Below are 25,028 nucleotides of genomic sequence, written 5' to 3' on the forward strand. Positions count from 1 at the left end.
GCGAGGGCGGGGGCGATGCGGGGTAGCTCGCTGCTCGGTCCGCCCTACGCATGAACGAAGGGCCCCGCTTCGCGAGGCCCTTCATGTGGTGGCGAGTGAGGGATTCGAACCCCCGAATGCAGTGCAGTCTGATTTACAGTCAGATCCCTTTGGCCGCTTGGGTAACTCGCCATTGCGCACCCGTCCAACTTCGACAGCCAACCGGGGGCACGAGTGTCAATCATACCGGTCGGAACGTGGGGAGAGAAATCGAGAATCGAGGCGGGTCCCCGGTCGTCCGAGCCGGCTCTTCAGCTCCCGTACACGCCGCGGTCCGCGTCGGCCAGCGACTCCGGAGTGCACAGCAACCCGCCCTCCATGCGGCAGGTCGCGGCGGCCACGTCCATCGCTCTGCGCAGCAGCGCAGCCCAGTCGGATTCTCCCGCCACGAGACCAGCGGCCACTGCGGCGAGAGTGGCATCGCCCGCCCCCACGGTGTCGACGACCCGACCGGGAAGCGTCGAGATCGGGGCGCTGACGACGCCGGCATCCGACTCGATCACCGCGCCCTGAGACCCCGCCGTCGCGAGCACCGCCCGCGCGCCGAGACCTCGCAGTCTCGCACGCAGCGCATCGAGGTCGCCGTCGTACAGCAAGGCTGCGTCATCCGCCCCGACCTTCACGATCGCCGCGTCGGCGGCGACGCGCTCGAATCCGCGCACGAACTCGTCCCGGTCGCTCAGCATGCCCGCCCGGGGATTCGGGTCGACGGCGAGACGCGCGCCCGTGACCGCCTCCACGAACGCGTCGGCCTCCGCCGGCACGTCGAACGGGAAGCAGCTGACCACCACGAGATCGGCCCGGGAGATCGCCTCCCTGGCCTCGTCGGAGTAGCGGATGCTGCGCTGCTGCGCCGCCTCGTTGAAGACGTACTGCGGCTCGCCCTCGGCCGAGCGGGTGACGATCGCCCGGGAGGACCCGTGCGGTGCGGTGCTCGCGATCAGCCGCACGTCGTGGTCGGCGAGATACTCGCGGATGTGCGCTCCCGGCTCGTCATCGCCGACCATCGCGATCAGCGTCGTCGGCACCCCCAACCGGCGCAGCCCCACCGCCACGTTCAACGCGGCCCCTCCGACCAGTTCGCGGACGTTGCCGCCATCGCGGATCTCGTCGATCAGCGCATCGCCGATGACGACGACGCGTCCTTCAGCCGCAGAATCAGTGCTCATCCCGCCGACATTACCGCGCCGTCCTCCGACGCACACGCTGTGTCCCGTATCGCTCCGGCGACTCCTGACGGTACGGTGAGCGCATGAACGCTCGAATCGCCGCAGGAGCCGCCGCGCTGCTCCTCATCTCCGTCCTCGCCGGATGCGGACCCGCGGCGTCCAGCGGCGGCGGAGCGAGCGGCAGCCCGAAGCCGTCCTCCTCCGCAGAGGAGTCCGGAAAGCCGTCGCCCACGGCATCCCCCTCCCCGACCGCGACGACGAAATCCGTCGCCCTGCCCACCGACTGCCGGGCGATCCTGTCGGCCGACGTCCTCGCCCAGCTCGACGGCGTGCCGCTCAACGACGCGGCGTTCGGCCCGTCCGGCGTCGGATCCAACGGCACCCTCACCTGCATCTGGGCCGACCCGGGCGCCGACACGACGAGCCTGGTCACCACGATCTCCCGCATGAACCGCGGCCCCGCGCTCGACCTGCTCAACGGCCTCGTGTCCGACGAGGGCTTCAGCTGCTTCACGCCCGACGACGGCACCCGCTGTGAGAAGACCTGGCCCAACGCGCAGTACCCGGTCACCGACGGTCGCACGCTGTTCTGGCGCGACGACGTGCTCATCGACACCCGGTACTCGAACCTCGCCCCCAGCGGCTACACGTCCAGCATCATCGCGAAGCTCTTCGACTGAGTCCCGCTCGCTCTCCCGCGCCGGCCGATCTCCCGCGCCGCTCGCTCTCGCGCGTCCGATCCGACCTGAGGAGTCAGAGAAAGCCGGATCGGGGGCGCGTGAGGCGACGATTCCCGACCCCTCACGGCGCGCCGAGCACGAAGAAGGCCCCGGGCGAATCGCCCGGGGCCTTCTCACTCACTCAGCACGTCAGTTATACGTGCCCGGCGTGATGTCGTCCGTCGAGAACGCGTCGAAGTCGACGTAGCCGAAGTCGCCGTCCGCGTACGCGCCGTCGGATGCGAAGATCCGGTTCGGGTAGCGCTCGCTCTTGGCTTCCTCGGTGGCCTCGACCGTGACGTCGCGGTACTTCGAGAGACCAGTTCCGGCGGGGATGAGCTTACCGATGATGACGTTCTCCTTGAGACCGACCAGCGGGTCGCGCTTGCCCTCCATGGCGGCCTGCGTGAGCACGCGGGTCGTCTCCTGGAAGGATGCGGCCGACAGCCACGACTCCGTCGCGAGCGACGCCTTCGTGATACCCATCAGCTCCGGACGGCCCGACGCGGGGCGCTTGCCCTCTGCCACGGCCTCGCGGTTGATCGCCTGGTAGCGCTTGAGGTCGACCATCTCACCCGGCAGCAGGGTCGTGTCGGCGTGATCGACGACGGTGACCTTGCGGAGCATCTGACGGACGATGACCTCGATGTGCTTGTCGTGGATCGGCACACCCTGCGAGCGGTACACACCCTGGACGCCGTTGACGAGGTAACGCTGCACCTCGCGGGCACCCATGACGCGCATGACCTCCTTGGGGTCGAGCGTGCCCACCAGGATCGGCTGACCGACCGTGACGTGCTGCCCGTCCTCGACGAGGAGGGTCGCGCGGCGCAGGACCGGGTAGACCACTGCCTCGTCGCCGTTGTCGGGCGTGAGGATGACCTTCTTGGCCTTGTCGGTCTCGTCGATCGTGATGCGTCCATCGGCCTCGGCGATCGGCGACGCACCCTTGGGGGTACGAGCCTCGAAGAGCTCCTGGACACGGGGCAGACCCTGGGTGATGTCATCCGCCGATGCCGAACCACCGGTGTGGAACGTACGCATCGTCAGCTGGGTACCGGGCTCACCGATCGACTGGGCCGCGATGATGCCGACGGCCTCGCCGATGTCGACGGTCTTGCCGGTCGCGAGCGAGCGGCCGTAGCACTGCGCGCAGACACCGACAGCGGAGTCGCAGGTCAGGACCGAGCGCACCTTGATGGTCTCGACACCCGCCGCGACCAGCTTGTCGATGAGCACGTCGCCCACGTCGTCGCCAGCGGAGGCGAGGACCTCGCCGGCCGCGTTCACGACGTCGGAGGCCAGCGTGCGGGCGAACACCGAGTTCTCGACGTTCGCGTCGCGCACCAGCTCACCCTGCGAGTTGGCAGCCGCGATCGGGAGCTCGAGGCCCTTCGACGTGCCGCAGTCCTCTTCGCGGATGATGACGTCCTGCGAGACGTCCACCAGACGACGGGTCAGGTAACCCGAGTCGGCGGTACGCAGAGCGGTGTCGGCCAGACCCTTACGGGTACCGTGCGTCGCGATGAAGTACTCCGCCACCGACAGACCCTCGCGGTACGAGGAGATGATCGGACGCGGGATGATCTCACCCTTGGGGTTGTTCACCAGGCCTCGCATACCCGCGATGTTGCGGATCTGCAGCCAGTTACCACGGGCGCCCGAGGACACCATGCGGTTGATGGTGTTGTCTTCGGGGAAGTTCGCCTTCATCGCGGCCTGGACCTCGTCGGTCGCCTCGGTCCAGATCTTGATGAGCTCCTGGCGACGCTCCGAGTCGGTCGTGAGACCCTTCTCGTACTGCGACTGGACCTTTGCGGCCTGCTTCTCGTAGCCCGCGACGATCTCCGCCTTGTTCGGCGGCGTGAGGATGTCGCTCAGGGCGACGGTCACACCGGAGCGCGTGGCCCAGTAGAAGCCGGCGTCCTTGATGCGGTCCAGCGACGCAGCCGTCTCGACCTTGGGGTACTCCTCGGCCAGCTTGTTGACGATCTGCGACAGCTTGTTCTTGTCAGCCTGCTCGCGGACGAACGGGTAGCCCTTGGGCAGCGTGTCGTTGAAGATCGCCTGACCCAGCGAGGCGTCGACGAGACCGTGACGCTCGTAGCCCTCGGGAGCGTCGCCCTCGAGGAACGTCAGGCCGGGGATGCGGATGCGGACCTTGGCCTGCAGGTCGAGGGTGCCCTCGTCCTTCGCCAGGATCGCCTCGCCCACCGAACCGAATGCACGACCCTCACCGGCTGCGCCCTCCTTGACCGTGGTCAGGTGGTGCAGACCGATGATCATGTCCTGCGAAGGCAGGGTCACCGGGCGGCCGTCGGACGGCTTCAGGATGTTGTTCGACGCGAGCATCAGCACGCGGGCCTCGGCCTGAGCCTCGACCGACAGCGGCAGGTGCACAGCCATCTGGTCACCGTCGAAGTCGGCGTTGAACGCCGCGCAGACGAGCGGGTGCAGCTGGATGGCCTTGCCCTCGACGAGCTGAGGCTCGAAGGCCTGGATGCCGAGACGGTGCAGGGTGGGTGCACGGTTGAGCAGCACCGGACGCTCGCGGATGATCTCCTCGAGCACGTCCCAGACCTCGGGACGGGTGCGCTCGACGGCGCGCTTGGCAGCCTTGATGTTCTGCGAGTGACCGAGATCGATCAGGCGCTTGATCACGAACGGCTTGAAGAGCTCCAGAGCCATCTGCTTGGGCAGACCGCACTGGTGCAGCTTCAGCTGCGGGCCGACGATGATGACCGAACGGCCGGAGTAGTCGACGCGCTTGCCGAGCAGGTTCTGGCGGAAGCGACCCTGCTTGCCCTTCAGCATGTCGCTGAGGGACTTCAGGGCGCGGTTGCCGGTACCCGTGACCGGGCGACCACGGCGACCGTTGTCGAACAGTGCGTCGACGGCCTCCTGCAGCATCCGCTTCTCGTTGTTGACGATGATCTCGGGGGCGCCGAGGTCGATCAGACGACGAAGACGGTTGTTGCGGTTGATCACACGACGGTAGAGGTCGTTGAGGTCGGAGGTCGCGAAGCGGCCACCGTCGAGCTGCACCATCGGGCGCAGCTCCGGCGGGATCACCGGGACGACGTCGAGGACCATGGCGGCCGGGCTCATGCCGGTCTCCAGGAACGAGTTGACGACCTTCAGGCGCTTGATCGCGCGGATCTTGCGCTGACCCTTGCCCTCGGAGATCTGCAGGTGCAGGTTCTCAGCCTCGGCCGCGAGGTCGAAGGCCGCCAGGCGGCGCTGGATCGACTCGGCGCCCATGTAGGCCTCGAAGTACTGGCCGAAGCGGTCCTGCAGCTCGTGGAAGACGTCGTCCTCGGGGCGGAGTGCGCCGACCTCGAGCGTGCGGAAGTCCTCCCACACGCGCTCGAGCTTGGCGATCGCCTCGTCGGCACCCTTGCGGATGAGCGACATCTCCTTCTCAGCGGCGTCCTTGACCTTCTTCTTGACGTCGGCCTTGGCACCCTCCGCCTCGAGAGCGGCGAGCTCCTCCTCCAGCTTCGCAAGGCGCTCCGCGATCTTCGAGTCGCGGCGGTCGCCGAGCGTCTTCAGCTCGAGGCGGATGTTGTTCTCCTGCGTGCCCAGGTCGCGGTGACGAGCATCCTCGTCGACCGAGATGACCATGTAGGCGGCGAAGTAGATGACCTTCTCGAGGTCCTTCGGCGCCATGTCGAGCAGGTAGCCGAGACGCGAGGGCACACCCTTGAAGTACCAGATGTGCGTGACGGGCGCGGCGAGCTCGATGTGGCCCATGCGCTCACGACGGACGGAGCTCTTGGTGACCTCCACGCCGCAGCGCTCGCAGACGATGCCCTTGAAGCGGACGCGCTTGTACTTGCCGCAGGCGCACTCCCAGTCGCGGGAGGGGCCGAAGATCTGCTCTCCGAAGAGACCGTCCTTCTCCGGCTTCAGGGTGCGGTAGTTGATGGTTTCGGGCTTCTTGACCTCACCGTACGACCACGCGCGGATGTGATCCGCAGTGGCCAGGCCGATGCGAAGCTCGTCGAAAGTGTTTGACTCGAGCACAAATTCTCCTGTGTAGGAATTCTTCTGAAGAAATCGGGGAGGTGGGCCGCTGCCCTGGCGTGACGCTCAGGGCAGCGGCCAGAACCTTAGATCTCGTCGATCGAGGCGGCCTCGAAGCGGCTGGAGATGTTGATTCCGAGCTCCTCCGCTGCGCGGAAGGCCTCGTCGTCGGTGTCGCGGAGGTTGACAGCCGTGCCGTCCGCCGAGAGGACCTCGACGTTCAGGCAGAGCGACTGCATCTCCTTCATGAGCACCTTGAAGGACTCGGGGATGCCGGGCTCCTGGATGTTCTCGCCCTTGACGATCGCCTCGTACACCTTGACGCGGCCGAGGATGTCGTCGGACTTGATCGTGAGGAGCTCCTGGAGCGCGTACGCGGCGCCGTAGGCCTCGAGGGCCCACACCTCCATCTCACCGAAGCGCTGTCCACCGAACTGCGCCTTACCACCGAGCGGCTGCTGGGTGATCATCGAGTACGGACCCGTCGAACGCGCGTGGATCTTGTCGTCGACCAGGTGGTGGAGCTTCAGGATGTACATGTAGCCCACCGAGATCGGCGCCGGGAACGGCTCGCCGGAGCGACCGTCGAACAGCTGCGTCTTGCCGCTCGAGTCGATCAGGCGCACGCCGTCGCGGGTCGGGGTGGTCGCGTCGAGAAGACCTGCGATCTCCTCCTCGCTCGCACCGTCGAACACCGGGGTGGCGACCTTGGTGCCGGGGGCGGCCTCGAACGCGTCCTTCGGGAGCTTCACAGCCCACTCCGGAGTGCCCTCGACCTTCCAGCCCTGCTTCGCGATCCAGCCGAGGTGGGTCTCCAGGACCTGGCCGAAGTTCATTCGACCGGGGATGCCCAGCGGGTTCAGGACGATGTCGACCGGAGTTCCGTCCGCGAGGAACGGCATGTCCTCGATCGGGAGGATCTTCGCGATGACGCCCTTGTTGCCGTGACGGCCGGCGAGCTTGTCACCCTCGGTGATCTTGCGCTTCTGGGCGATGTAGACCACGACGCGACGGTTGACGCCGGAGCCGAGCTCGTCGTCGCCGTCCTCGGCGTTGAACTCCTTGACGGCGATGATCGTGCCCTGCTCGCCGTGGGGCACCTTCAGGGAGGTGTCACGGACTTCGCGGCTCTTCTCGTTGAAGATCGCGCGGAGCAGACGCTCCTCGGCCGACAGCTCGGTCTCGCCCTTCGGCGTGACCTTGCCGACGAGGATGTCGCCGGGGCGGACCTCGGCGCCGATGCGGATGATGCCGCGCTCGTCGAGGTCCTTCAGGAGCTCGGGGCTGACGTTGGGGAGGTCACGGGTGATCTCCTCCTTGCCCAGCTTCGTGTCGCGGGCGTCGACCTCGTACTCCTCGATGTGGATCGAGGAGAGGGTGTCGTCCTTCACCAGGTCCTGGCTGAGGATGATCGCGTCCTCGAAGTTGTAGCCCTCCCACGTCATGAACGCGACGAGGAGGTTCTTTCCGAGTGCCAGCTCACCGTTCTCGGTGGCGGGGCCATCGGCGATGACCTCTCCGACCTCGACGCGCTCACCGGCGTTGACGACGACCTTCTGGTTGTACGACGTGCCCTGGTTGGAGCGGTCGAACTTGCGCAGGTGGTACTCCTGCGTTCCGCCCTCGTCGAGCATGACGACGACGCGGTCCGCGGAGACCTCGGTGACGACACCGGCCTTCTCGGCGGTGAGCACGTCACCGGCGTCGATGGCCGTGTAGCCCTCCATACCGGTTCCGACGAGCGGCGAGTCGCTGCGAAGCAGCGGCACAGCCTGACGCTGCATGTTGGCGCCCATGAGTGCGCGCTGTGCGTCGTCGTGCTCGAGGAAGGGCACGAGCGAGGTCGCGACCGACACCATCTGGCGCGGCGAGACGTCGATGTAGCCGATCTCCTCGGGCAGGAAGAGGTCCACCTCGCCCGAGCCGCCCTTGGGGCGTGCGAGGACGTGGCTCTCACGGAAGCGGCCGTTCTTGTCGAGCGGGGCGTTCGCCTGCGCGATGTTGAAGTCGACCTCTTCGGATGCCGTGAGGTAGTCGATGCGATCGGTGACGACGCCACCCTCGACCTTGCGGTACGGGGTCTCGATGAACCCGAACGAGTTGATGCGCGCGAACGTCGCGAGAGCACCGATCAGACCGATGTTCGGGCCTTCAGGGGTCTCGATGGGGCACATGCGGCCGTAGTGCGACGGGTGGACGTCACGGACCTCGACGCCTGCGCGGTCACGGCTCAGACCACCGGGGCCGAGAGCCGAGAGACGGCGCTTGTTGGTCAGACCCGCGAGCGGGTTGTTCTGGTCCATGAACTGCGACAGCTGCGAGGTTCCGAAGAACTCCTTGATCGCGGCGACGACGGGGCGCACGTTGATCAGGGTCTGCGGCGTGATGGCCTCGATGTCCTGCGTGGTCATGCGCTCGCGGACGACGCGCTCCATGCGGGAGAGACCCGTGCGGACCTGGTTCTGGATCAGCTCGCCGACCGCGCGGATGCGACGGTTGCCGAAGTTGTCGATGTCGTCGGTGGCGATGCGGATCTCGGCCTGCTTGCCGCCGCGGATGCCGTCGAAGCTCTCGACGCCTGCGTGGATGCGCACCAGGTACTTGATCGTCGCGACGATGTCGGCGACGGTCAGCACCGAGTCGGTGAGCGGAGCGTCGAGACCCAGCTTGTGGTTGATCTTGTAGCGACCCACCTTGGCCAGGTCGTAGCGCTTCGGGTTGAAGTAGAAGTTGTCCAGGAGCGCGCGGGCGGCCTCGGCGGCGACCTGCTCGCCCGGACGGAGCTTCCGGTAGATGTCGCGGAGCGCGTCTTCCTTGGTGACGATGGTGTCCTTCGCCAGGGTCTCCTCGATGGAGGGGAAGCCGGCGAACTCGGCGAGGATCTCCTCGCTGGTGAGGCCCAGGGCCTTGAGGAAGACGGTGACCGACTGCTTGCGCTTGCGGTCGATGCGGACGCCGACCTGGTCGCGCTTGTCGATCTCGAACTCGAGCCATGCACCACGGCTCGGGATCACGCGCGCAGACACGATGTCCTTGTCGGACGTCTTGTCGGGGGTCTTGTCGAAGTAGACACCGGGCGAACGGACGAGCTGCGACACGACGACGCGCTCGGAGCCGTTGATGATGAACGTGCCCTTGTCGGTCTGCAGCGGGAAGTCGCCCATGAAGACCGTCTGGGTCTTGATCTCACCCGTGAGGTGGTTCATGAACTCGGCCTCGACGTACAGCGGGGCGGCATACGTCTTGCCGCGCTCCTTGCACTCCTCGATCGAGTACTTCTCCGGCTCGAGGTACGGGTTCGTGAACGAGAGCTGCATCGTCTCGCCGAGGTCCTCGATCGGGGAGATCTCCTCGAAGATCTCTCCGAGGCCCGAGATCTCGTTGACGTCGGTGCGCCCCTCGGCCTTCGCCTCGGCGACGCGCGCCTTCCAGGCGTCGTTGCCGACGAGCCATCCGAACGACTCCGTCTGCAGAGCGAGCAGGTCGGGGACAGTCAGCGTGTCGGAGATCTTGGCGAACGAGAGGCGGGATGCTCCGCGTCCGTTCTTGGTGGTGGTGGATGTGGATGCGTTGCGAGCAGCAGCCAAGGGAATAACCTCCGTGAGCCCCGCAGGGCTTCTCGATTCCTTTGTCGTCAGGTGGAGTTCGCGCTCTGAAACTCAACGAATGCCGACCACCATATGAGGGCACGGAGAAGCGAGCGCAACTACCAACTATACGTGCGATTCCACGACATGGCAAGTCAAATCCTTGACCAATTCCGGATGCTGCGGTATTGGCATCCGCTCCCCTGCTCAGGCGAGGGTCAGGACCACTTCCACGAGGCGAGCACCGACTCGGCGAGCGCGACCCGATCGGCCTGGGCGACCGTGCTGTTGAACGAGAACGTGACGACGAAGGTCGCCTCGTCGTTGCTCAGGTAGTACTGCTCCATGGCTGCGGTCACGCCGCCGCCGGACATCTCCGCCGACAGGTGCGCGGCCTCCGAGCCCGCGATGGTCTGACGGGGGTTCACCGTCACGTTCGATGCGCCCGCGGCCTTCAGCTCGGCGACGCCCGCGGACTCGACCTGGTCGGCGGTGACCACACCGGCCGGCGACTTCACGACGTTCATGTTGTCGGCGAAGCCGTCGGCATCCGCGACGTCGGCGACGATGCTGTCTGGTGTGAAGCCCGGGATCTCCTGCGTGGGCACCGACCACCCCTCAGGGGCGTTGAACGTGTACGCGGATCCCGTGATGACGGGGCCGGTCGACGGCGTGGCGCTCAGCTCGGAGGCGCCTGAGTCCGAGGACTCGGATGCCGACGCCGACGGCTTGTCAGAACTCGCAGGGGCGGGGATGGCCGACGAGCACCCGGTGAGCGCGAGCGACGCGGCGAGCAGGACGGCGGCGGAACGGAGCTGGGTGCGCATGCCGCTCAGCCTATCCACAGGATCCGACGTCCGCCTGGTGCCGATGCGGAAGACCCCCTGCCGCGACCGACGTTCCGGGGCGACAGGGGGTCTTCGAGAGCGAGCCTTTCAGCACGCGATGTTCAGCTCGTTGCCCGGGATGGACGCGAGCAGGCGCCGCGTGTACGGATCGCGAGGGTTCGTGAAGATCTCCTCCGAGGAGGCGGCCTCCACGAGCGAGCCGTCCTTCATCACGCACACGTAGTCGCTGATGAGCCGCACCACCGCGAGGTCGTGCGAGATGAACAGATAACTCAGGCCGTACTCGCTCTGGAGGTCGCGCAGCAGCGTGAGCACCTGGTCCTGCACCAGCACGTCCAGCGCCGACACCGGCTCGTCGCACACGATGAGATCCGGCGAGAGCGCGAGCGCCCTCGCGATCGCGACGCGCTGACGCTGACCGCCCGAGAGCTCCGATGGGTACCGCCTCAGCATCGACTGCGGCAGCGCGACGTCGTCGAGGAGCTGACGGACGCGCTTGCGGCGATCAGCGCCGCTGCCCCTCCGGTAGAAGTCGAGGGGCTCGGCGATCAGACGCTCGATCGTGAACATCGGGTTCAGGCTCGAGTACGGGTCCTGGAAGATCGGCTGCACCCGCTGGCGGAAGTCGCGCGTCTCCGCCTTGCTCAGAGACGACACGTCCTTGCCCTCGAAGCGGATCAGGCCGCTCGTCGGCTCGATCACCTTCAGCAGCATCCTCGCGGTCGTCGTCTTGCCCGACCCCGACTCGCCCACGATGGCGACCGTCTCCCCCCGCGGGATCGCGAGCGAGACGTCGTTCACCGCCACGAAGTCCTCGCCCCGCCCCCGGACGGGGTAGACCTTCGTGAGGTTCTCGATCTCGACGATGTTGTCCACAGGAGCGGCCTCCGCCTCGGCCTCCTCCTCGCGCTCCTTCGCTGCGGACACGAAGGCCTCCGGCCGCAGCCGCGCCGCGGCCACGGAGGGCGCGGCCTTCACCAGGGACTGCGTGTACGGATGCTGGGGATCCTCGAGGATCTGCCGCGCCGGCCCCTGCTCGACGACCCGGCCCCTGTGCATCACGACGACCCGCTCGGCCCGCTCGGCCGCGAGGCCGAGGTCGTGCGTGATGAGCAGCACGGCCGTGCCGAGCTCGCGCGTCATCGCCCCGATCTGGTCGAGGATCGTCTGCTGCACCGTCACGTCGAGGGCGCTGGTCGGTTCGTCAGCGATCAGCAGACGGGGCTTGCACGCGAGGCCGATCGCGATCAGCGCGCGCTGCCGCATGCCGCCGGAGAACTCGTGCGGATACTGCTTCGCCCGCCGCTCCGGATCGGGGAGACCAGCCGCGGTGAGTGCCTCGACGACCTTCGCCTGCACGTTCTGTCTGTTCGCGAGACCGTGCGCCAGCAGCGTCTCGGCCACCTGCGTGCCGATCTTCGCGACCGGGTTCAGGTTCGACATCGGATCCTGAGGCACCAGGCCGATGTCCCGTCCGCGGATCTTCCGCAGCTCGTGCTCCGGTGCGTGTCCGATCTCCTTGCCGTCGAGTCGGATCGTGCCGCTGGCGATGCGCCCTCCGCCGGCGAGCAGGCCGATGATGGCCATCGCCGTCGTCGACTTGCCCGACCCCGACTCCCCCACGATCGCGACGGTCTCACCCGCCGCGATGTCGAGATCGACGCCCTCGACGGCGTGCACGACGCCGTCCATGGTCGAGAAGTCGACGGCCAGTCCCTCGACGGTGAGCAGCGGCTGTCTCTGGTTCAGATCGTTCATCGTGCCCTCGTCCTCGGGTCCATGGCCTCACGCAGGGCCTCGCCGAACAGCGTGAAGCCGAGCGCGGTGATCGCGATGCAGATGCCGGGGAAGAACGCCAGCCACGGTGCGATCGCCAGTTCATCCTGTGCGTAGGTGAGCATGCGGCCCCATTCCGCCGTCTCGGGGCGTCCGCCGCCGAGTCCGAGGAACGAGAGCGCTGCCGCGTCGATGACGGCGGTGGCGAGCGTCAGGGTGCCCTGCACGATCACCGGCCCGATCGCGTTCGGCAGCACGTGCGACATGGTGATCCGACCGCGGCCGAGTCCGAGCGTCTGCGCCGAGAGGACGTAGTCGCTCGATCGCTGCTGGAGCATCGACGCGCGCAGCAGGCGCGCGAAGATCGGCACGTTCGCCGCACCGATCGCGATCATCACGGCGAACGGCGTCTGCCCGAGGATCGCGGCGATCGAGACCGCGAGCAGCAGGTTCGGCACCGACAGGATGATGTCGACGAAGCGCATGATGAGCGTGTCGACCCACCCGCCGAACGTGCCGGCCAGGAGGCCGAGCAGCATGCCGCCGGCGAGACCCATCACGGTGGAGATGACGCCGACGAGCAGCGACGCCTGGGCGCCCCAGATGAGCTTGGAGAGCACGTCGCCGCCGAAGCGGTCGAGCCCGAGCGGGAATTGCGCCAGCTCCCCCGGTCCGGGGATGTGCGTCGGCGTGATGAACTTCGCACCGGGCAGGGCCGTCTCCGGGTACGGAGCGAGGATGGGCGCGAGGGCGGCGACCAGCAGGAACAGCAGGACGATGCCGGCGCCGATCCAGGCGGTCGGATTGCGGCGGATGCGGCGGAACACGTCGCGCCAGAAGCCGCCGGGCCCGTCCTTGAGGTCCGCCTGGGCGATCGCGACGGTGTCGATGATCTCGCCGCCCTGGGCGGGTGGGAGTGCGACGCTCATGACGTCACCTCATTTCGGATGCTGAGCCGGGCCATCACTGCACCCGCACTCTCGGATCGATGAAGCTGTACGACACATCGACCGCGAGGTTGATGAGCGCGTACGCGATCGCGATGAAGATGATGAACCCCTGGAGGACGGGGAAGTCCCTGGTGAAGATCGCCCTCGCGAGGAACGATCCGATGCCGGGGAAGGCGAACACCGTCTCGGTGAGCACCGCGCCGGAGATCAGCAGACCGGTCTGCAGGCCGATCGTCGTGATCACCGGGAGCATGGCGTTGCGCAGGATGAACCGGTTGCGCAGCGTCGAGGATCCGACGCCCTTCGCGCGACCTGTGCGCACGTAGTCCGCGTTCTGCACCTCCAGGACGCTCGCCCTGGTGATGCGCACGATGATCGCGAGCGGGATGGTGCCGAGGGCGAGGGCGGGCAGCACGAGATGCAGGATCGCGTCCCAGGCGGCGTCGAACTCCCCTGTTATGAGGCCGTCCCACACGTAGAAGCCCGTGGGATGTGTCGCGTCGATCCGCGGGTTCTGACGCCCGTCCGAGGGGAGCCAGCCCAGCTGCACCGCGAAGACGTACTTCAGGATGAAGGCCAGGAAGAACACCGGGATGGTGATGCCGACGAGGCTCAGAACGACCGAGGCGTGGTCGCTCAGCTTGCCGTGGCGGCGGGCCGCCCAGTAGCCGAGCGGGACGCCGACGCCCACCGCGAAGATGAGCGCCATCACGCTGAGCTCGATGGTCGCGGGGAAGCGACGGAAGAACTCCTCGACGACCGGTCGGTTCGTCTGGATGGAGGTGCCGAAGTCTCCCTGCAGGAGACGGCCGACCCAGACGAAGTACTGCTCGATGAGCGGTCGGTTGAAGCCGTACAGCTCGTTGACTCTGGCGATGGCCTCCGGTGTCGCCTTCTCACCGAGAAGAGCGACGGCGGGGCCGCCGGGAAGGGCCCTGACCCAGGCGAACAGCAGGATGCTGAGGCCGATCAGGGTGGGGATGAGGAACAGCAGTCGCCTGCCGATGGTGCGCAGCACGAAGATCTCCTATCACCCGGTCGTCGAGCGAGCGAAGCGAGACGAAACGCAGCTTCCGCAGGTCTCTGCTGCTGCGTTTCGTCTCGTCGCTTCGCTCCTCGCTCAACGACCGGTTGTCGGCGTCAGCCCGTTACTTGGTGAGGACGATGTCCGTGAAGACCTCGTCGTTCACCGGGCTGGCCGGGTAGCTCTTCACGCGGGGGTCGAACGCCAGGGTCGGCGCCGGGTGCGCGAGCGGGACACCGGGGATGAACTGCGCGACATCCTCGTTGATCTGCTCGTAGAGCTTGCTCTGCTCCTCGAGGTTGGAGACGCCACGGGCGTCCGCCAGCTTCTGGAACAGCTCGGGGTTGTCGAAGCCCCACTCGGAGCTCTTCTGTCCGAAGAAGACGCCGACGAAGTTGTCGGTGTCGTTGTAGTCGCCGGTCCAGCCGAGCAGGTGGATGCCGTGGTCGGACGTGCCGGTGGTGCGGTCGAGGTACTCGACCCATTCCTCGGACACCGGGGTGGTCTCGACGCCGACCTCCTTGAGCTGCGTGGACAGCACGGTGAAGATCTGCTCGGGGTCCGGCATGTACGGACGCGAGACGTTGACCGGGTAGTTGAAGGTCAGCTTGAGGGGGTTGGCCTCGGTGTAGCCGGCCTCGGCGAGCAGCGACTTCGCCTTCTCGGGGTCGAAGTCGTAGGTCGTGACGTCGGGGTTGTAGCCGTTGACGACCTCGGGGACGAACTCGATGGCCTTCTTGGTGCCCTCGGGGAGCACCTGGCTGATCAGCGCATCCTTGTCGATCGCGTAGGAGAGCGCCTCGCGGACCTTCGGGTTCTGCAGCTCGGGAACCGCCTGGTTGAACGCCAGGTAGAGGATGGTGAACGGCGGACGGGCGACCATGGTGAAGCCGTCGTCGGAGAGCGCCTTCGTATCAGCGGGGCCGACGAGGTCGTAACCGTCGATCGAGCCGGACTCGAGCGCCTGGCGGCGTGCGGTCGGGTCGTCGATCGTGCGGAAGATGATCTCGTCGATCTGGCCCTTGTCACCCCAGTAGCCGTCGTACGACTTGAGCGTGACCTGCTCACCCGGAGCCCACTCCTCGAACTGGTAGGGACCGGTGCCCACGGGGTGGCCCATGGCGTACTCGGAGAGCACGGGGGCCTCGGCGGATCCCGACACCTCGTCTGCGCCGAACTCCTTCAGCGCCGAGGGGCTCTGCATCGCGAACGCGGGCAGGGACAGCGAGGCGACGAAGCCGGCGAACGGCTTGTTCAGCTCGATCGTGACCTTGTCGTCGCCGTCGGGCGTGCAGGACTTGTAGACAGCGTCAGCAGCGGTCGAGGCGTAGCCGTGGAACAGCTTGTTGTAGTAGTAGCCGAAGGCCTCGGACGCTGCCAGGCCCGTCCAGTTGTACCAGCGGTCGAAGTTGACGCAGACGGCCTCAGCGTTGAACGGGGTGCCGTCCTGGAAGGTGACGTCCTTCTTGAGGGTGAACGTGTGGGACATGCCGTCGTCGGACGACTCCCACGACTCCGCGAGCAGCGGAGCCGGGTCTGCGGTGCCGGGCTTGGTGCCGACGAGACCCTCGAAGATCTGACGCGAGACGCGGAAGCTCTCGCCGTCCTGAGCGAAGGCGGGGTCGAGGCTCGCCGGGTCGGAGGACGCGGCGAAGACGAACGTGCCGTCGACGTCGCCGGAGGCGGTGTCGCCCTTGTCCCCGCGCTCGCTGGCGACGCAACCCGCCAGGACGAGAGCGGCGAGAGCGGCTCCGGTGACGGCGATGAGACCCCGCCGTCGCGTGACTGTGTGGTGCATGGTGTGACCTTCCCTGTTGGGGCGCTTCGTTGCGCGAACCGGGAGCCTCTTCGCTCCCGGACACGGTGATCCCTCGACGCTACCCAGCGAATCCATAGATGCCAAATGCTTGCAGGTTGCGATCCGGTATCGGACTGACGGGTGTCGGGGCGATCCGGTAGCGTCGGAGACGTGCCCGACACCTCTCCCCTCGCCGTCTGCGTCGGCGAGGGCCTGATCTCGCTCGTACCGGTCGCGGCAGCCCCGCTCGAGGACTGCAAGACCTTCCGCAGATCACTCGCCGGCGCCGAGTGGAACACCGCGATCGCCCTCGCCTCGGCGGGCATCCGCACCGCCGTCGTGTCGCGCGTCGGAGACGACGGATTCGGTCGCTTCCTGCGCAGCGAGCTGCGCGACCACGGCGTCGACGACTCGGCGGTCGAGGTCGATCCCGACGCCCCGACCGGTCTCTACGTGAAGGAGCTGTCTCCGCTGCCCGACGGCTCGATCGACGGCACCATGCACTACTACCGGAAGGGATCTGCGGCATCCGCCCTCTCCCCCGGCACCCTCGCGTCTCCGGCGGCATCCGCTCTGCTCGATCAGGCCGCCCTCGTGCACACCTCCGGCATCACGCCCGCCCTCTCGGCGAGCGCCCGTGCCGCGCAGGACGCGCTGTTCGACGCCCCGCGGGGCGAGCGTCTGGTGAGCTTCGACGTGAACTGGCGCCCTGCGCTGTGGCGCGGGCGGGAAGACGAGGGAAAGGCCCTGATCGCCGCCTACGCGCGACGTTCCGACGTGCTGTTCTGCACCCGGCCGGATGCGGAGGCCGTGTTCGGCACCTCCGACCCTGACCGCCTCCGCGAGCTGTTCCCCGAACCCCGATATCTGCTGGCGACGCACGCCCGCGGAGCCGAGGCCTTCGACGGATCGGAGCGCACGCACAGCGACGCCCTCGACGTCGCCGTCGTGGAGACGATCGGCGCCGGCGACGCCTTCGCGGCCGGTTTCCTGGCCGGCATCCTCACGGGCCTGTCACTCAGCGGCAGTCTCTCCCGCGCGCACCGCATCGCCACGCGCGCCCTGGCGAGCACGCGCGACCACGTCGACTGAGGCGCGCCGGACGACACCCCGTTTCGTCTCGTCGCTGCGCTCCTCGCTCAACGACCCGCGGAGGAGACGGCGCCCACCCCGCGGAGAAGACGCCGCTCACCGCGAAGAAGAGCCCCCACCCCGCGGGACGAGACCGCCGCCCGGTCGTTGAGCGAGCGCAGCGAGACGAAACGCGCTTCAGCGCCCTCGTCGGGTCGCGGCGTCGTGCGTCAGCTGGAGCGGGATCACGACGGGCAGTCCGCGATGCTGCACGACCCTGACGAACAGGATGTCGACGAGCACGAGCTGTGCGATGCGGCTGGACATCGCCGCCATCCGGAAGGGCGACTCCTGCGCGTGGGTGAGCAGCACCACGTCGGCGGCGAGGGCGAGCGTCGACTCCTCGACGCTCGTGACGGCGACCGTGAGCGCGCCGGCATCCCTGGCGACCTCCACCGCGCGCACCACCTCAGCGGTCTCCCCGCCGTGCGAGAACGCGATCGCGACGTCGTCGGATGTGCGAAGCGACGCCGTGGTGAGTGCCAGATGCGGATCGGCGGAGTGCGCCACCGAGCAGCCGATCCGCGCGAGCTTCTGCTGCAGATCCTGCGCGGTGAGCGACGAGGCCGCCTGCCCGTAGACGTCGATGTGGCGAGCCGCCACGACCGCGCGCGCGACCCTGTCGAGCGCCTCGGCATCGACGCCCAGCGCCGTCTTCTCGATCGCGTCGATCTCCTGCGCGGCGATCTTCGCGCCGATCGCCGTGGGCCCGTCCTCCGGGTCGATCGCCGTCGTGTCGAGGCCGAAGCGCGCCTGCTGGGCCTGCGCGAGGGTGATCGTGCGCGCGGCGGCGACCCGCAGCTCGCGATAGCCGCTGAAGCCCAACGACTGCGCGAAGCGGGCGACCGTGGAGACCGAGGTGCGGCACAGCTTCGCGAGGTCGTTGATCGCGAGGTCGACGACGAGCGTCGGGTCGCCCAGGATCGTGTCGGCGACCCTCGCTTCGGCGGCGCTCAACCGAGGAAGGGATCGCCGAACCAGTGCGAGAACGTCAGCGTCCACGGTGGCCTCCGCGCTCAGCCTACGCGGCCGAGCAGCGTCTCCCTGGCGATCAGAGCCCCGATGCGGCTCGCGGCTCCCACCTCGACGGTGGGCAGTGCCAGCGGGCGCTCGGCGGCCAGTCCGACGTTGACGGCGACGGCGGCCGCATCGCGCTGCGCTGCGCGCTCCACGAGGGCCCGCTGCGCCGGATCGGCGTCGGGGCGGTCGACGAGGATCACCGTGGTGCCCTCGGCGGCGACCGCCGCGTCCAGCGCGGCATCCTGCTCGTCGACGCCGGTGCTCGCCACGTCGAGCCGCACCCGGTGGCCGTCGCCGGCCAGCGCTGCGGCGACATAGCCCGCAGCGCTGTCGACGGCGAGCGACGAGCGGCGGCGCGCATCGACGACGGAGAGAGCGGATGCCGGTGCGACGCCCGCGTCGGCGACGGCCCTGCGGACCACCTCGGCCGCGTCGAAGTCGGCGACCTGCACGGCATCCGCCTCCCGCAGTCTCGCGGCCAGCGCGGCGACGCGACCCGCGGCCTCGCGGACCCGCTCCTCCGACAGCGAGCCGTCGCGGAGAGCGGCGACGATGCCGTCGCGCGCCGCGAGGAAGTCGCGGAGATCCTGGTCGGGAAGCGCGGCCTCGCCCGGGTTGGTCGGGTTTCCGATGCACAGGAGGTCGGCTCCGGCGGCCAGCGCCTCGGCTGCTCCCCCGCCGATGCCGACGGTCTCGCGGATCGCGGCCATGTCGAGCGCATCGGTGATGATCACCCCCTCGAAGCCCATGTCGCGCAGCATCCCCAGGACCCGCGGATTCAGGGTCGCCGGCCGCTCGCCCCACGCGGGGACGACGATGTGCGCGGTCATGATCGTGTCGACGCCGGCGGCGATCGCGGCGCGGAACGGCTCGAGGTGCACGCGCTCGAACTCCTCGACCGGCAGGGCGATCTCGGGAAGCGAATGATGCGAGTCGAGATGGGTGTCCCCATGACCGGGGAAGTGCTTGACGCAGGCCGCGACGGCGCCGTTCTGGATGCCGCGCACCTCCGCCACCGTGTGCCGGGAGACGAGCTGCTCGTCGCTGCCGAAGGAGCGGACGCCGATCACGGGGTTGCGCGGGTCGGTGTTCACGTCGGCGACCGGTCCGAGGACGACGTTGCCGCCGATCGCACGCACGCGTCGTGCGAGCTCGGCGCCGGTGGCCTCGGTCGCCGCGACGTCGTCGAGGCGTCCGAGCTGAGCCGCCCCCGGGAGGGTGGAGCCCGTGGCCGTCTCGAGGCGGGTGACGCTGCCGCCCTCCTCGTCGATGCCGATCAGCGCGTCCGGTCGGGCGGCGAGGATCTCCTCGCTGAGGGAGGCGAGATCGTCGCCGATGTTCTGACCGAAGTAGACGACGCCGGCGAGACCATCGCGCAGCTCCTCCAGGAGCCACGCGGGGGCCGTCGTGCCGAAGAAGCCCGGCCAGAGAACGCCGTTGGCGAGGCGGGTGAGGTCGTCGCTCATCCCTTCACCGCTCCCGCCACCATGCCCGCCGAGAGGCGGCGCTGCACGATCACGAAGAAGATCATGACCGGGATGGTGATGATCGTCGACGCGGCCATGATGCTGCCCCAGTCGTTGGAGTGCAGGCCGAAGAACGACTTGAGTCCGATCGACACCGTGTACTGGTCGGTCGCGCTGCCGAGGATCGTCATGGCGAAGATGAACTCGTTCCACGCCGTGATGAAGCTGAAGATGCTCGTCGCGACGAGGCCGGGCATGACCAGCGGCAGCAGGATCGAGCGGAACATCCGCCACCAGCTCGCACCGTCGATGTACGCGGCCTCCTCGAGCTCGACCGGGACCGCCGCGACGAAGCCGCGCAGCATCCAGATGCCGAAGGCGAGCGAGAGCGCCACGTAGACGACCATCAGACCCAGGATGCTGTTGAGCAGCCCGAGGCTCTTGACCTGGAGGAACAGCGGGATGACGAGCGCCTCGAGCGGCACCATCTGCACCACGAGGATCATCATGAGGATGGTGGTGCGGAACTTGAAGCGGAACCGGGCGACGGCGACCGCCGCGAGCAGGCAGACCAGCGCGCTGACGAGGACGGTGACCAGGGCCACGATCGCCGAGTTGCGCAGGTAGGTGCCGAAGCCGCCGTCGGTGAGCACGAACTCGAAGTTCTCGAGGCTGAACTCCTGCGGCAGCAGCGACTGCCCGCCGCTGGACGCCTTGGCGTCGAGGGCGCTGGAGACCATCCAGTACACCGGGAACAGGGTGAAGATCAGGACGGCGGCGATCGCGACGCCGGTGCCGACCCTCGACATGACAGACCGACGGGAGCTCACAGCTCGTCCTCCTTCATGAGAGAGCGGATGTACACGATCGTGATGCCGATCAGCACGAGGGTCAGCAGCACAGCGAGGGCGGCGCCGAACCCGTACTTGTTCTGGCCGAAGGACTCGACGTACGACCACACGCCGAGGTTGAGCACGGAGCGGTTGCCTCCGTTTCCGCCGGGCATCAGATACACCTGAGCGAAGACCTTGAAGTCCCAGATCGTCGACAGGATGATGACGACCGAGAACACGGGCTTGAGCGTCGGGAAGACGATCTGCCAGAACCGGCGCCAGGCGTTCGCACCGTCGAGGGCGGCAGCCTCGAGCATCTCCTTCGAGACGCCGAGGAGTCCGGCCAGCACCGTGATCGCGACGAACGGGAAGCCGTGGTGCACGACGTTGAGAAGGACGATCGCGTAGAACGACCACTGGTTCGTGAACCAGTTGACGGGCTCGTCGATCAGCCCGAGGTCCTGCAGGACTGCGTTGAAGATGCCGCGGTCGGCATCGAAGATGAAGGTCCAGACGTAGGTGCCGGTCACCGCGGGCATCGCCCAGGCGACCATGATGCAGCTGGAGACGATGGTGCGCCACACCGGGCCGAGCTTCGCGAGCAGCAGGGCGACGAGCGTGCCGACGGCGACGGTGACGAACACCGCGACGGCGGCGAAGCCGACCGTGTTCGGCAGCACGACGGTCCACAGCTGCGGGTCGCTGAGCGCCTTCGCGTAGTTCTCGAGGCCGATCCAGTTCTGCTCGCCGGTGTTGATCTCGCGCAGACCGTAGTCCTGCAGCGAGAAGAGGAACACCTGCACGAGGGGCCACAGCATGAGCACCGCGAGGATGATCAGGCCGGGAGCGAGAAGAAGCCACGGGCGGGCCTTCACCAGGGAGAACCCGCGCGGCCTGCCGGCCACGGAGGCGGAGGAGGACTCCGCCTTCGTGGCCGGCAGCGGTGCTTGCACCATCGACATGGAGGGAGACTTTCCTACTGGTTGAGGAGCTCGGTCATCTCAGCGGCGGCATCCTTCGTCGCCGTGGCGACGTCCTTCTGCCCGCTGAGGATGGCCTGGATCATCGAGTTGGTGGTCTTCTTCGCCTGCACGGCGCCGAAGTTCGGGGTGACGGGCACGGAGGCGCCGCCCTCGACCATCTGCTGCGCGAACGGGGCGACCAGCGGGTCGGTCGAGGCGAGGGCCTCTTCCATCGCCGACTGCACGCCGGGGAAGTAGCCGGTCTCCTGCGACCACTGCTCGGCGAACTTGCCGGTGGTCATGAGCTGGACGAACTTCCAGGCGAGGTCGGCGTTCTTGGTCGTGTTGAAGATCGACAGGTGCGAGCCGCCGAGCACGGAGGGGGCGATGCCGCCGTCCTTGCCAGGGATGACCGCGGCGCCGATCTTGCCGTCGAGCTCGGGGTTGGCCTCGATGAGGGCCTTGGGGGTCCACGAGCCCGAGAGCATCATGGCGACGTTGCCCTGGGTGAAGGCGTCGCGGAGGTCCGTCTCCTTCCAGGTCGTGGCGCCGGCCGACGAGAAGCCGTGCTTCGTCGCGAGGTCGGTGTAGAACTCGATGCCCTCCTGGGACTTCTTGCTGTCGAGCTCGCTGGTCCACGTCTTGCCGTCGAGGGTCGCGACCTCTCCGCCCGCGCCCCAGACCCAGGGGTAGACCTGGAACTCGGCGTCACCCGGAACCGGGAAGGGCAGCATGTCGGGCTTGGCGGCCTTGATGGCCTCGCCGGCGGCGACGATGTCGTCCCAGTTCTTCGGAGCGTCGAGACCGAGCTCCTCGAAGACGTCGGTGCGGTACACGAGCGAGCGGACGCCGGCGTACCACGGCATGCCGTAGAGCTCGCCGTCGTAGGTGCCCGCGACCTTGAGGCCCTCGACGAGGTCCTTGTCGAGGCCCTTCTCGGCGGCGACGTAGTCGTCGATGGGCAGCAGTGCGCCGGCGTCGGCGAACTCGGCGGTCCAGGTGGTGCCGGTCTCGGCGATGTCGGGGGTCGTCTGTCCCGCGATCGAGGTCACGAAGCGGTCGTGCGCATCCGCCCACTGCACCTCTTCGATCTTGACCGTCGCGCCGGTCTCCTTCTTGAACTCCTTGGAGACGGCGTCGTAGAAGGCGGTCGAGTCGGGGTTGGTGCCCTTCATGATCCAGACGGTGAGCTCCTTGCCCTTTCCGTCGACGGATCCGCCATCACTGGAGCCGGTTCCTCCACCGCTCGAGCAGGCTGCAAGGCCCAGGGTGGCCACGGCGCCCAGCGCCACAGCCGAGAGAATGCGCTTGTGCATCAGGGATCTCCTCTTTGAAACGTCCTGGCGGCATCGGGTGCTCACCAACTGAGATAAGTATCTACGACTAACTAATTCGCTGCAACTAATTCTCAAGATCGTCATCTCGTTGTGACACAAATTTCCAAAGGTAGGCTCTGCCCATGCGCCGTCCCCACGACAGCACCGATCGCTCGACCGTCGCACGTCACGCACATCTGCCCTCCCCCTCCCGCCTCTCCGTTGGCCTCAAGCTGACGGGCATCGCCCTGAGCGTCGTGCTCGTGTCGGCGATCGCCGTGGCCGGATACCTCGTCGCCGACTTCGCGAACCGCATCGGCGATGGCGCCGTCGTCCTCGAGGGCGCACCCACGGTCGCGCCACCCGCTCTCGGCCCCTATCCGGCGGACAAGTCGTTCGACATCCTCGTCGTCGGCACGGACGAATGCGGGGAGATCTCGAAGCAGTACCTCGCCGAGCGCTGCGAGAAGGTCGACGACGGCATCCGCAACGACGTGAACCTCCTCGTGCACGTCTCCGCCGAGCCGCGAAACGTCACGGTCGTATCCTTCCCGCGCGACCTCATGGTCAAGGTGCCGTCGTGCACGAGAGAAGACGGCTCCACTGCGCCCTCCTCCCCCAGGGTCGCCTTCAACAGCCTGTTCGACCGCGCCGGCGTCTCCTGCATCGTGAAGACCGTCTCCGAGCTCAGCGGCATCCCCATCGGGTTCGCCGCCAAGATCAGCTTCGACGGCGTGATCGAGATCACCGACGCGATCGGCGGCGTCGAGGTCTGCATCGCGGGCAAGGGCATCCGCGATTCGCAGGCCGGCATCAACCTGCCGCCGGGCACCCACACGGTGTCGGGCCCGGACGCTCTCGCGTTCATCCGCACCAGGCACGGCGTCGGCGACGAGAGCGACCTCGCCCGCATCTCGAACCAGCAGCAGTACATGTCGCGTCTGGCGAAGAAGATCCTCAGCGCCGAGACGCTCACCGATCCGGCGAAGGTGCTGCGCCTGGCGACCACCGTCGCCGACAACATCGTCCCCAGCGAATCGCTCAACAACGCGCTGACGCTGACGCAGCTCGGCCTCGCCCTGAAGGACGTGCCGTTCTCGGACTTCGTGTTCGTGCAGTTCCCCAACGGAGCAGACCCGGCGGACAGCGACAAGGTCGTCCCCGACGAAGCCGCCGCCGAGCATCTCTGGCAGGCGCTGATCGCGGGTCAGCCGATCGCCCTCTCCGGCGACGTGGCGACGAACTCCGGCGTCGAGCTGGTCACCCCGGCGCCCACCGCGCCTCCGGTCGAGACCGCGACGCCCACCGAGACTCCCGAGGTGCGCACGACGCTGCCCCCGGAGATCTCCGGACAGTCCGTGGATCAGGAGACCTGCTCCAACGGCAGGCAGTCGAAGTGACCGCAAGGGCTCGGAGCACGACCGCGTAGGTCTCGGAGCACGACCGCGTAGGTCTCGGAGCACGACCGCGTAGTCTCGGAGCATGGGCAGGACGCGCGCACGAGACACCGAGCATCCGCAGGCCCGCCTCGACCACGGAGGCCTCGCCCGCATCGTGCCCTCGGAGTTCACGAGCGGGTTCGAGCTGATCGTCGACGACACCCCGCAGTCGCACGTCGATCTCGACGACCCGACGCATCTGCACTTCGAGTACATCGTGCGCATGGGCGCCGTGATCGACCAGCTGCCCCCTGGCTCGCTGACGGCCGTGCACCTGGGTGCGGGCGCCATGACGATCCCTCGCTACGTCGAGGCCACGCGGCCCGGATCCCGTCAGCAGGTCATCGAGCTCGAGGGTCCGCTCGCAGCACTCGTGCGCGAGCACCTGCCGCTGCCCCGGGGCGCGGCGATCCGCGTGCGCATCGGCGACGCGAGGGCGGGCGTGCAGAAGCTGCCACCGGCGCTCACGGGCGCCTGCGACCTCGTCGTCTCCGACGTCTACTCTGGAGCGCAGACTCCCGCGCACCTCACGAGCGTCGAGTTCTACCGGGAGCTGCGCGAGCTGCTGGCGCCATCCGGCGTGCTGCTCGTGAACGTGGCCGACGGCCCAGGGCTCGCCTTCGCCCGACGCCAGGCCGCGACGGTCGCGGAGGTGCTCCCAGAGATCGGCATCCTCGCCGACACCCAGGTGCTCAAGGGCCGCCGCTTCGGCAACCTCGTGATCGCCGCATCCGCCACCCCGCTGCCCACCGAGTGGCTGCCGAGGATGCTCGCGGCGGGTCCGCATCCCGCGAAGATCGCCCAGGGTGCGGAGGTCGCCTCGTTCATCCAGGGCGCGAGAGTGGTGACGGACGCGGATGCCGTGGCATCCCCTCGCCCCGACGCCTCCCTCTTCCTGCGCTGACCCGCCGCCTTCACTCTCGCG

The 25,028-nt window shown here is 67.9% G+C and carries 17 protein-coding genes and 1 tRNA gene; 4 read left to right on the plus strand and 14 right to left on the minus strand.

From position 1 onward, the window contains the following. Positions 1–86 precede the first annotated feature (86 nt). Positions 87–171 (minus strand) — tRNA-Tyr (locus LC438_RS14590). Positions 172–290: 119 nt separating this feature from the next. Further along, positions 291–1,208: a PfkB family carbohydrate kinase gene (locus tag LC438_RS14595; protein WP_223587007.1), complete on the minus strand. Its 918-nt coding sequence runs from the start codon at positions 1,206–1,208 to the stop codon at positions 291–293. Positions 1,209–1,291: 83 nt separating this feature from the next. Here LC438_RS14595 and LC438_RS14600 point away from each other — a divergent pair, with 83 nt between their 5' ends. Then, positions 1,292–1,888 carry a hypothetical protein gene (locus LC438_RS14600; RefSeq protein WP_223587008.1) on the plus strand — a complete coding sequence of 199 codons (597 nt, stop codon included), beginning with the start codon at positions 1,292–1,294 and terminating at the stop codon, positions 1,886–1,888. A 189-nt stretch (positions 1,889–2,077) separates the two neighbouring features. Here LC438_RS14600 and rpoC read toward each other — a convergent pair whose 3' ends face one another. The 7 genes from rpoC to LC438_RS14635 all read right to left on the minus strand — a co-directional run bounded on the left by rpoC (position 2,078) and on the right by LC438_RS14635 (position 15,936). Further along, positions 2,078–5,953, minus strand: coding sequence for a DNA-directed RNA polymerase subunit beta' (gene rpoC, locus LC438_RS14605; RefSeq protein WP_105672636.1), 3,876 nt, complete (start codon positions 5,951–5,953; stop codon positions 2,078–2,080). An 86-nt stretch (positions 5,954–6,039) separates the two neighbouring features. Then, a complete protein-coding gene (locus tag LC438_RS14610) occupies positions 6,040–9,540 on the minus strand; it encodes a DNA-directed RNA polymerase subunit beta (RefSeq protein ID WP_105672635.1) in 3,501 nt (1,166 codons plus the stop codon). Between the two features lie 218 nt (positions 9,541–9,758). Continuing rightward, positions 9,759–10,367, minus strand: coding sequence for a hypothetical protein (locus LC438_RS14615; RefSeq protein ID WP_223587009.1), 609 nt, complete (start codon positions 10,365–10,367; stop codon positions 9,759–9,761). A gap of 108 nt (positions 10,368–10,475) precedes the next feature. Beyond that, positions 10,476–12,146, minus strand: a complete 1,671-nt coding sequence (locus LC438_RS14620; RefSeq protein WP_223587010.1) for an ABC transporter ATP-binding protein — start codon at positions 12,144–12,146, stop codon at positions 10,476–10,478. Beyond that, complete coding sequence (locus LC438_RS14625) at positions 12,143–13,093, minus strand: ABC transporter permease (protein ID WP_105676079.1); 951 nt, start codon at positions 13,091–13,093, stop codon at positions 12,143–12,145. The genes LC438_RS14620 and LC438_RS14625 overlap by 4 nt, the downstream gene beginning before the upstream one ends. Before the next feature lie 34 nt (positions 13,094–13,127). After that, entirely contained in the window at positions 13,128–14,132 is a 1,005-nt protein-coding gene (locus LC438_RS14630; protein ID WP_105676077.1) for an ABC transporter permease, read from the minus strand. A 130-nt stretch (positions 14,133–14,262) separates the two neighbouring features. Beyond that, entirely contained in the window at positions 14,263–15,936 is a 1,674-nt protein-coding gene (locus LC438_RS14635; RefSeq protein WP_105676075.1) for an ABC transporter substrate-binding protein, read from the minus strand. A 171-nt stretch (positions 15,937–16,107) separates the two neighbouring features. Between LC438_RS14635 and LC438_RS14640 the strand changes: the two genes are divergently transcribed. Further along, positions 16,108–17,028 (plus strand): sugar kinase, encoded by a 921-nt coding sequence (locus LC438_RS14640; protein WP_223587011.1) that lies wholly within the window; start codon positions 16,108–16,110, stop codon positions 17,026–17,028. Positions 17,029–17,205: 177 nt separating this feature from the next. Here LC438_RS14640 and LC438_RS14645 read toward each other — a convergent pair whose 3' ends face one another. The 5 genes from LC438_RS14645 to LC438_RS14665 are packed head-to-tail and all read right to left on the minus strand — an operon-like array spanning position 17,206 to position 22,664. Beyond that, complete coding sequence (locus LC438_RS14645) at positions 17,206–18,069, minus strand: MurR/RpiR family transcriptional regulator (protein ID WP_105676071.1); 864 nt, start codon at positions 18,067–18,069, stop codon at positions 17,206–17,208. A 14-nt stretch (positions 18,070–18,083) separates the two neighbouring features. Continuing rightward, entirely contained in the window at positions 18,084–19,553 is a 1,470-nt protein-coding gene (locus LC438_RS14650) for a glycoside hydrolase family 3 N-terminal domain-containing protein (protein WP_223587012.1), read from the minus strand. Continuing rightward, a complete protein-coding gene (locus tag LC438_RS14655) occupies positions 19,550–20,362 on the minus strand; it encodes a carbohydrate ABC transporter permease (protein ID WP_181155938.1) in 813 nt (270 codons plus the stop codon). Before LC438_RS14655 ends, LC438_RS14650 begins: the two co-directional genes overlap by 4 nt. A gap of 17 nt (positions 20,363–20,379) precedes the next feature. Continuing rightward, complete coding sequence (locus LC438_RS14660) at positions 20,380–21,348, minus strand: carbohydrate ABC transporter permease (protein WP_223587013.1); 969 nt, start codon at positions 21,346–21,348, stop codon at positions 20,380–20,382. Between the two features lie 14 nt (positions 21,349–21,362). Then, positions 21,363–22,664, minus strand: a complete 1,302-nt coding sequence (locus LC438_RS14665; RefSeq protein WP_105676062.1) for a sugar ABC transporter substrate-binding protein — start codon at positions 22,662–22,664, stop codon at positions 21,363–21,365. A 143-nt stretch (positions 22,665–22,807) separates the two neighbouring features. On the opposite strand from LC438_RS14665, the gene LC438_RS14670 reads away from it, so the two are divergent. Both LC438_RS14670 and LC438_RS14675 read left to right on the plus strand, forming a co-directional pair. Beyond that, a complete protein-coding gene (locus LC438_RS14670) occupies positions 22,808–24,064 on the plus strand; it encodes an LCP family protein (protein WP_223587014.1) in 1,257 nt (418 codons plus the stop codon). Between the two features lie 82 nt (positions 24,065–24,146). Beyond that, entirely contained in the window at positions 24,147–25,007 is an 861-nt protein-coding gene (locus LC438_RS14675) for a spermidine synthase (RefSeq protein ID WP_223587015.1), read from the plus strand. The last annotated feature ends 21 nt before the right edge of the window (positions 25,008–25,028 follow it).

The sequence above is a fragment of the Microbacterium sp. OVT16B genome (assembly GCF_019969705.1).
GTDB lineage: Bacteria > Actinomycetota > Actinomycetes > Actinomycetales > Microbacteriaceae > Microbacterium > Microbacterium natoriense.

What these genes read in the sequence shown, in the direction of transcription:
- LC438_RS14595 (WP_223587007.1), bottom strand. Translation starts at nt 1,208, where the DNA reads ATGAGCACTGATTCTGCGGCTGAAGGACGCGTCGTCGTCATCGGCGAT.
- LC438_RS14600 (WP_223587008.1), top strand. Translation starts at nt 1,292, where the DNA reads ATGAACGCTCGAATCGCCGCAGGAGCCGCCGCGCTGCTCCTCATCTCC.
- LC438_RS14615 (WP_223587009.1), bottom strand. Translation starts at nt 10,367, where the DNA reads ATGCGCACCCAGCTCCGTTCCGCCGCCGTCCTGCTCGCCGCGTCGCTC.
- LC438_RS14620 (WP_223587010.1), bottom strand. Translation starts at nt 12,146, where the DNA reads ATGAACGATCTGAACCAGAGACAGCCGCTGCTCACCGTCGAGGGACTG.
- LC438_RS14625 (WP_105676079.1), bottom strand. Translation starts at nt 13,093, where the DNA reads ATGAGCGTCGCACTCCCACCCGCCCAGGGCGGCGAGATCATCGACACC.
- LC438_RS14635 (WP_105676075.1), bottom strand. Translation starts at nt 15,936, where the DNA reads ATGCACCACACAGTCACGCGACGGCGGGGTCTCATCGCCGTCACCGGA.
- LC438_RS14650 (WP_223587012.1), bottom strand. Translation starts at nt 19,553, where the DNA reads ATGAGCGACGACCTCACCCGCCTCGCCAACGGCGTTCTCTGGCCGGGC.
- LC438_RS14655 (WP_181155938.1), bottom strand. Translation starts at nt 20,362, where the DNA reads ATGTCGAGGGTCGGCACCGGCGTCGCGATCGCCGCCGTCCTGATCTTC.
- LC438_RS14660 (WP_223587013.1), bottom strand. Translation starts at nt 21,348, where the DNA reads ATGTCGATGGTGCAAGCACCGCTGCCGGCCACGAAGGCGGAGTCCTCC.
- LC438_RS14665 (WP_105676062.1), bottom strand. Translation starts at nt 22,664, where the DNA reads ATGCACAAGCGCATTCTCTCGGCTGTGGCGCTGGGCGCCGTGGCCACC.
- LC438_RS14670 (WP_223587014.1), top strand. Translation starts at nt 22,808, where the DNA reads ATGCGCCGTCCCCACGACAGCACCGATCGCTCGACCGTCGCACGTCAC.
- LC438_RS14675 (WP_223587015.1), top strand. Translation starts at nt 24,147, where the DNA reads ATGGGCAGGACGCGCGCACGAGACACCGAGCATCCGCAGGCCCGCCTC.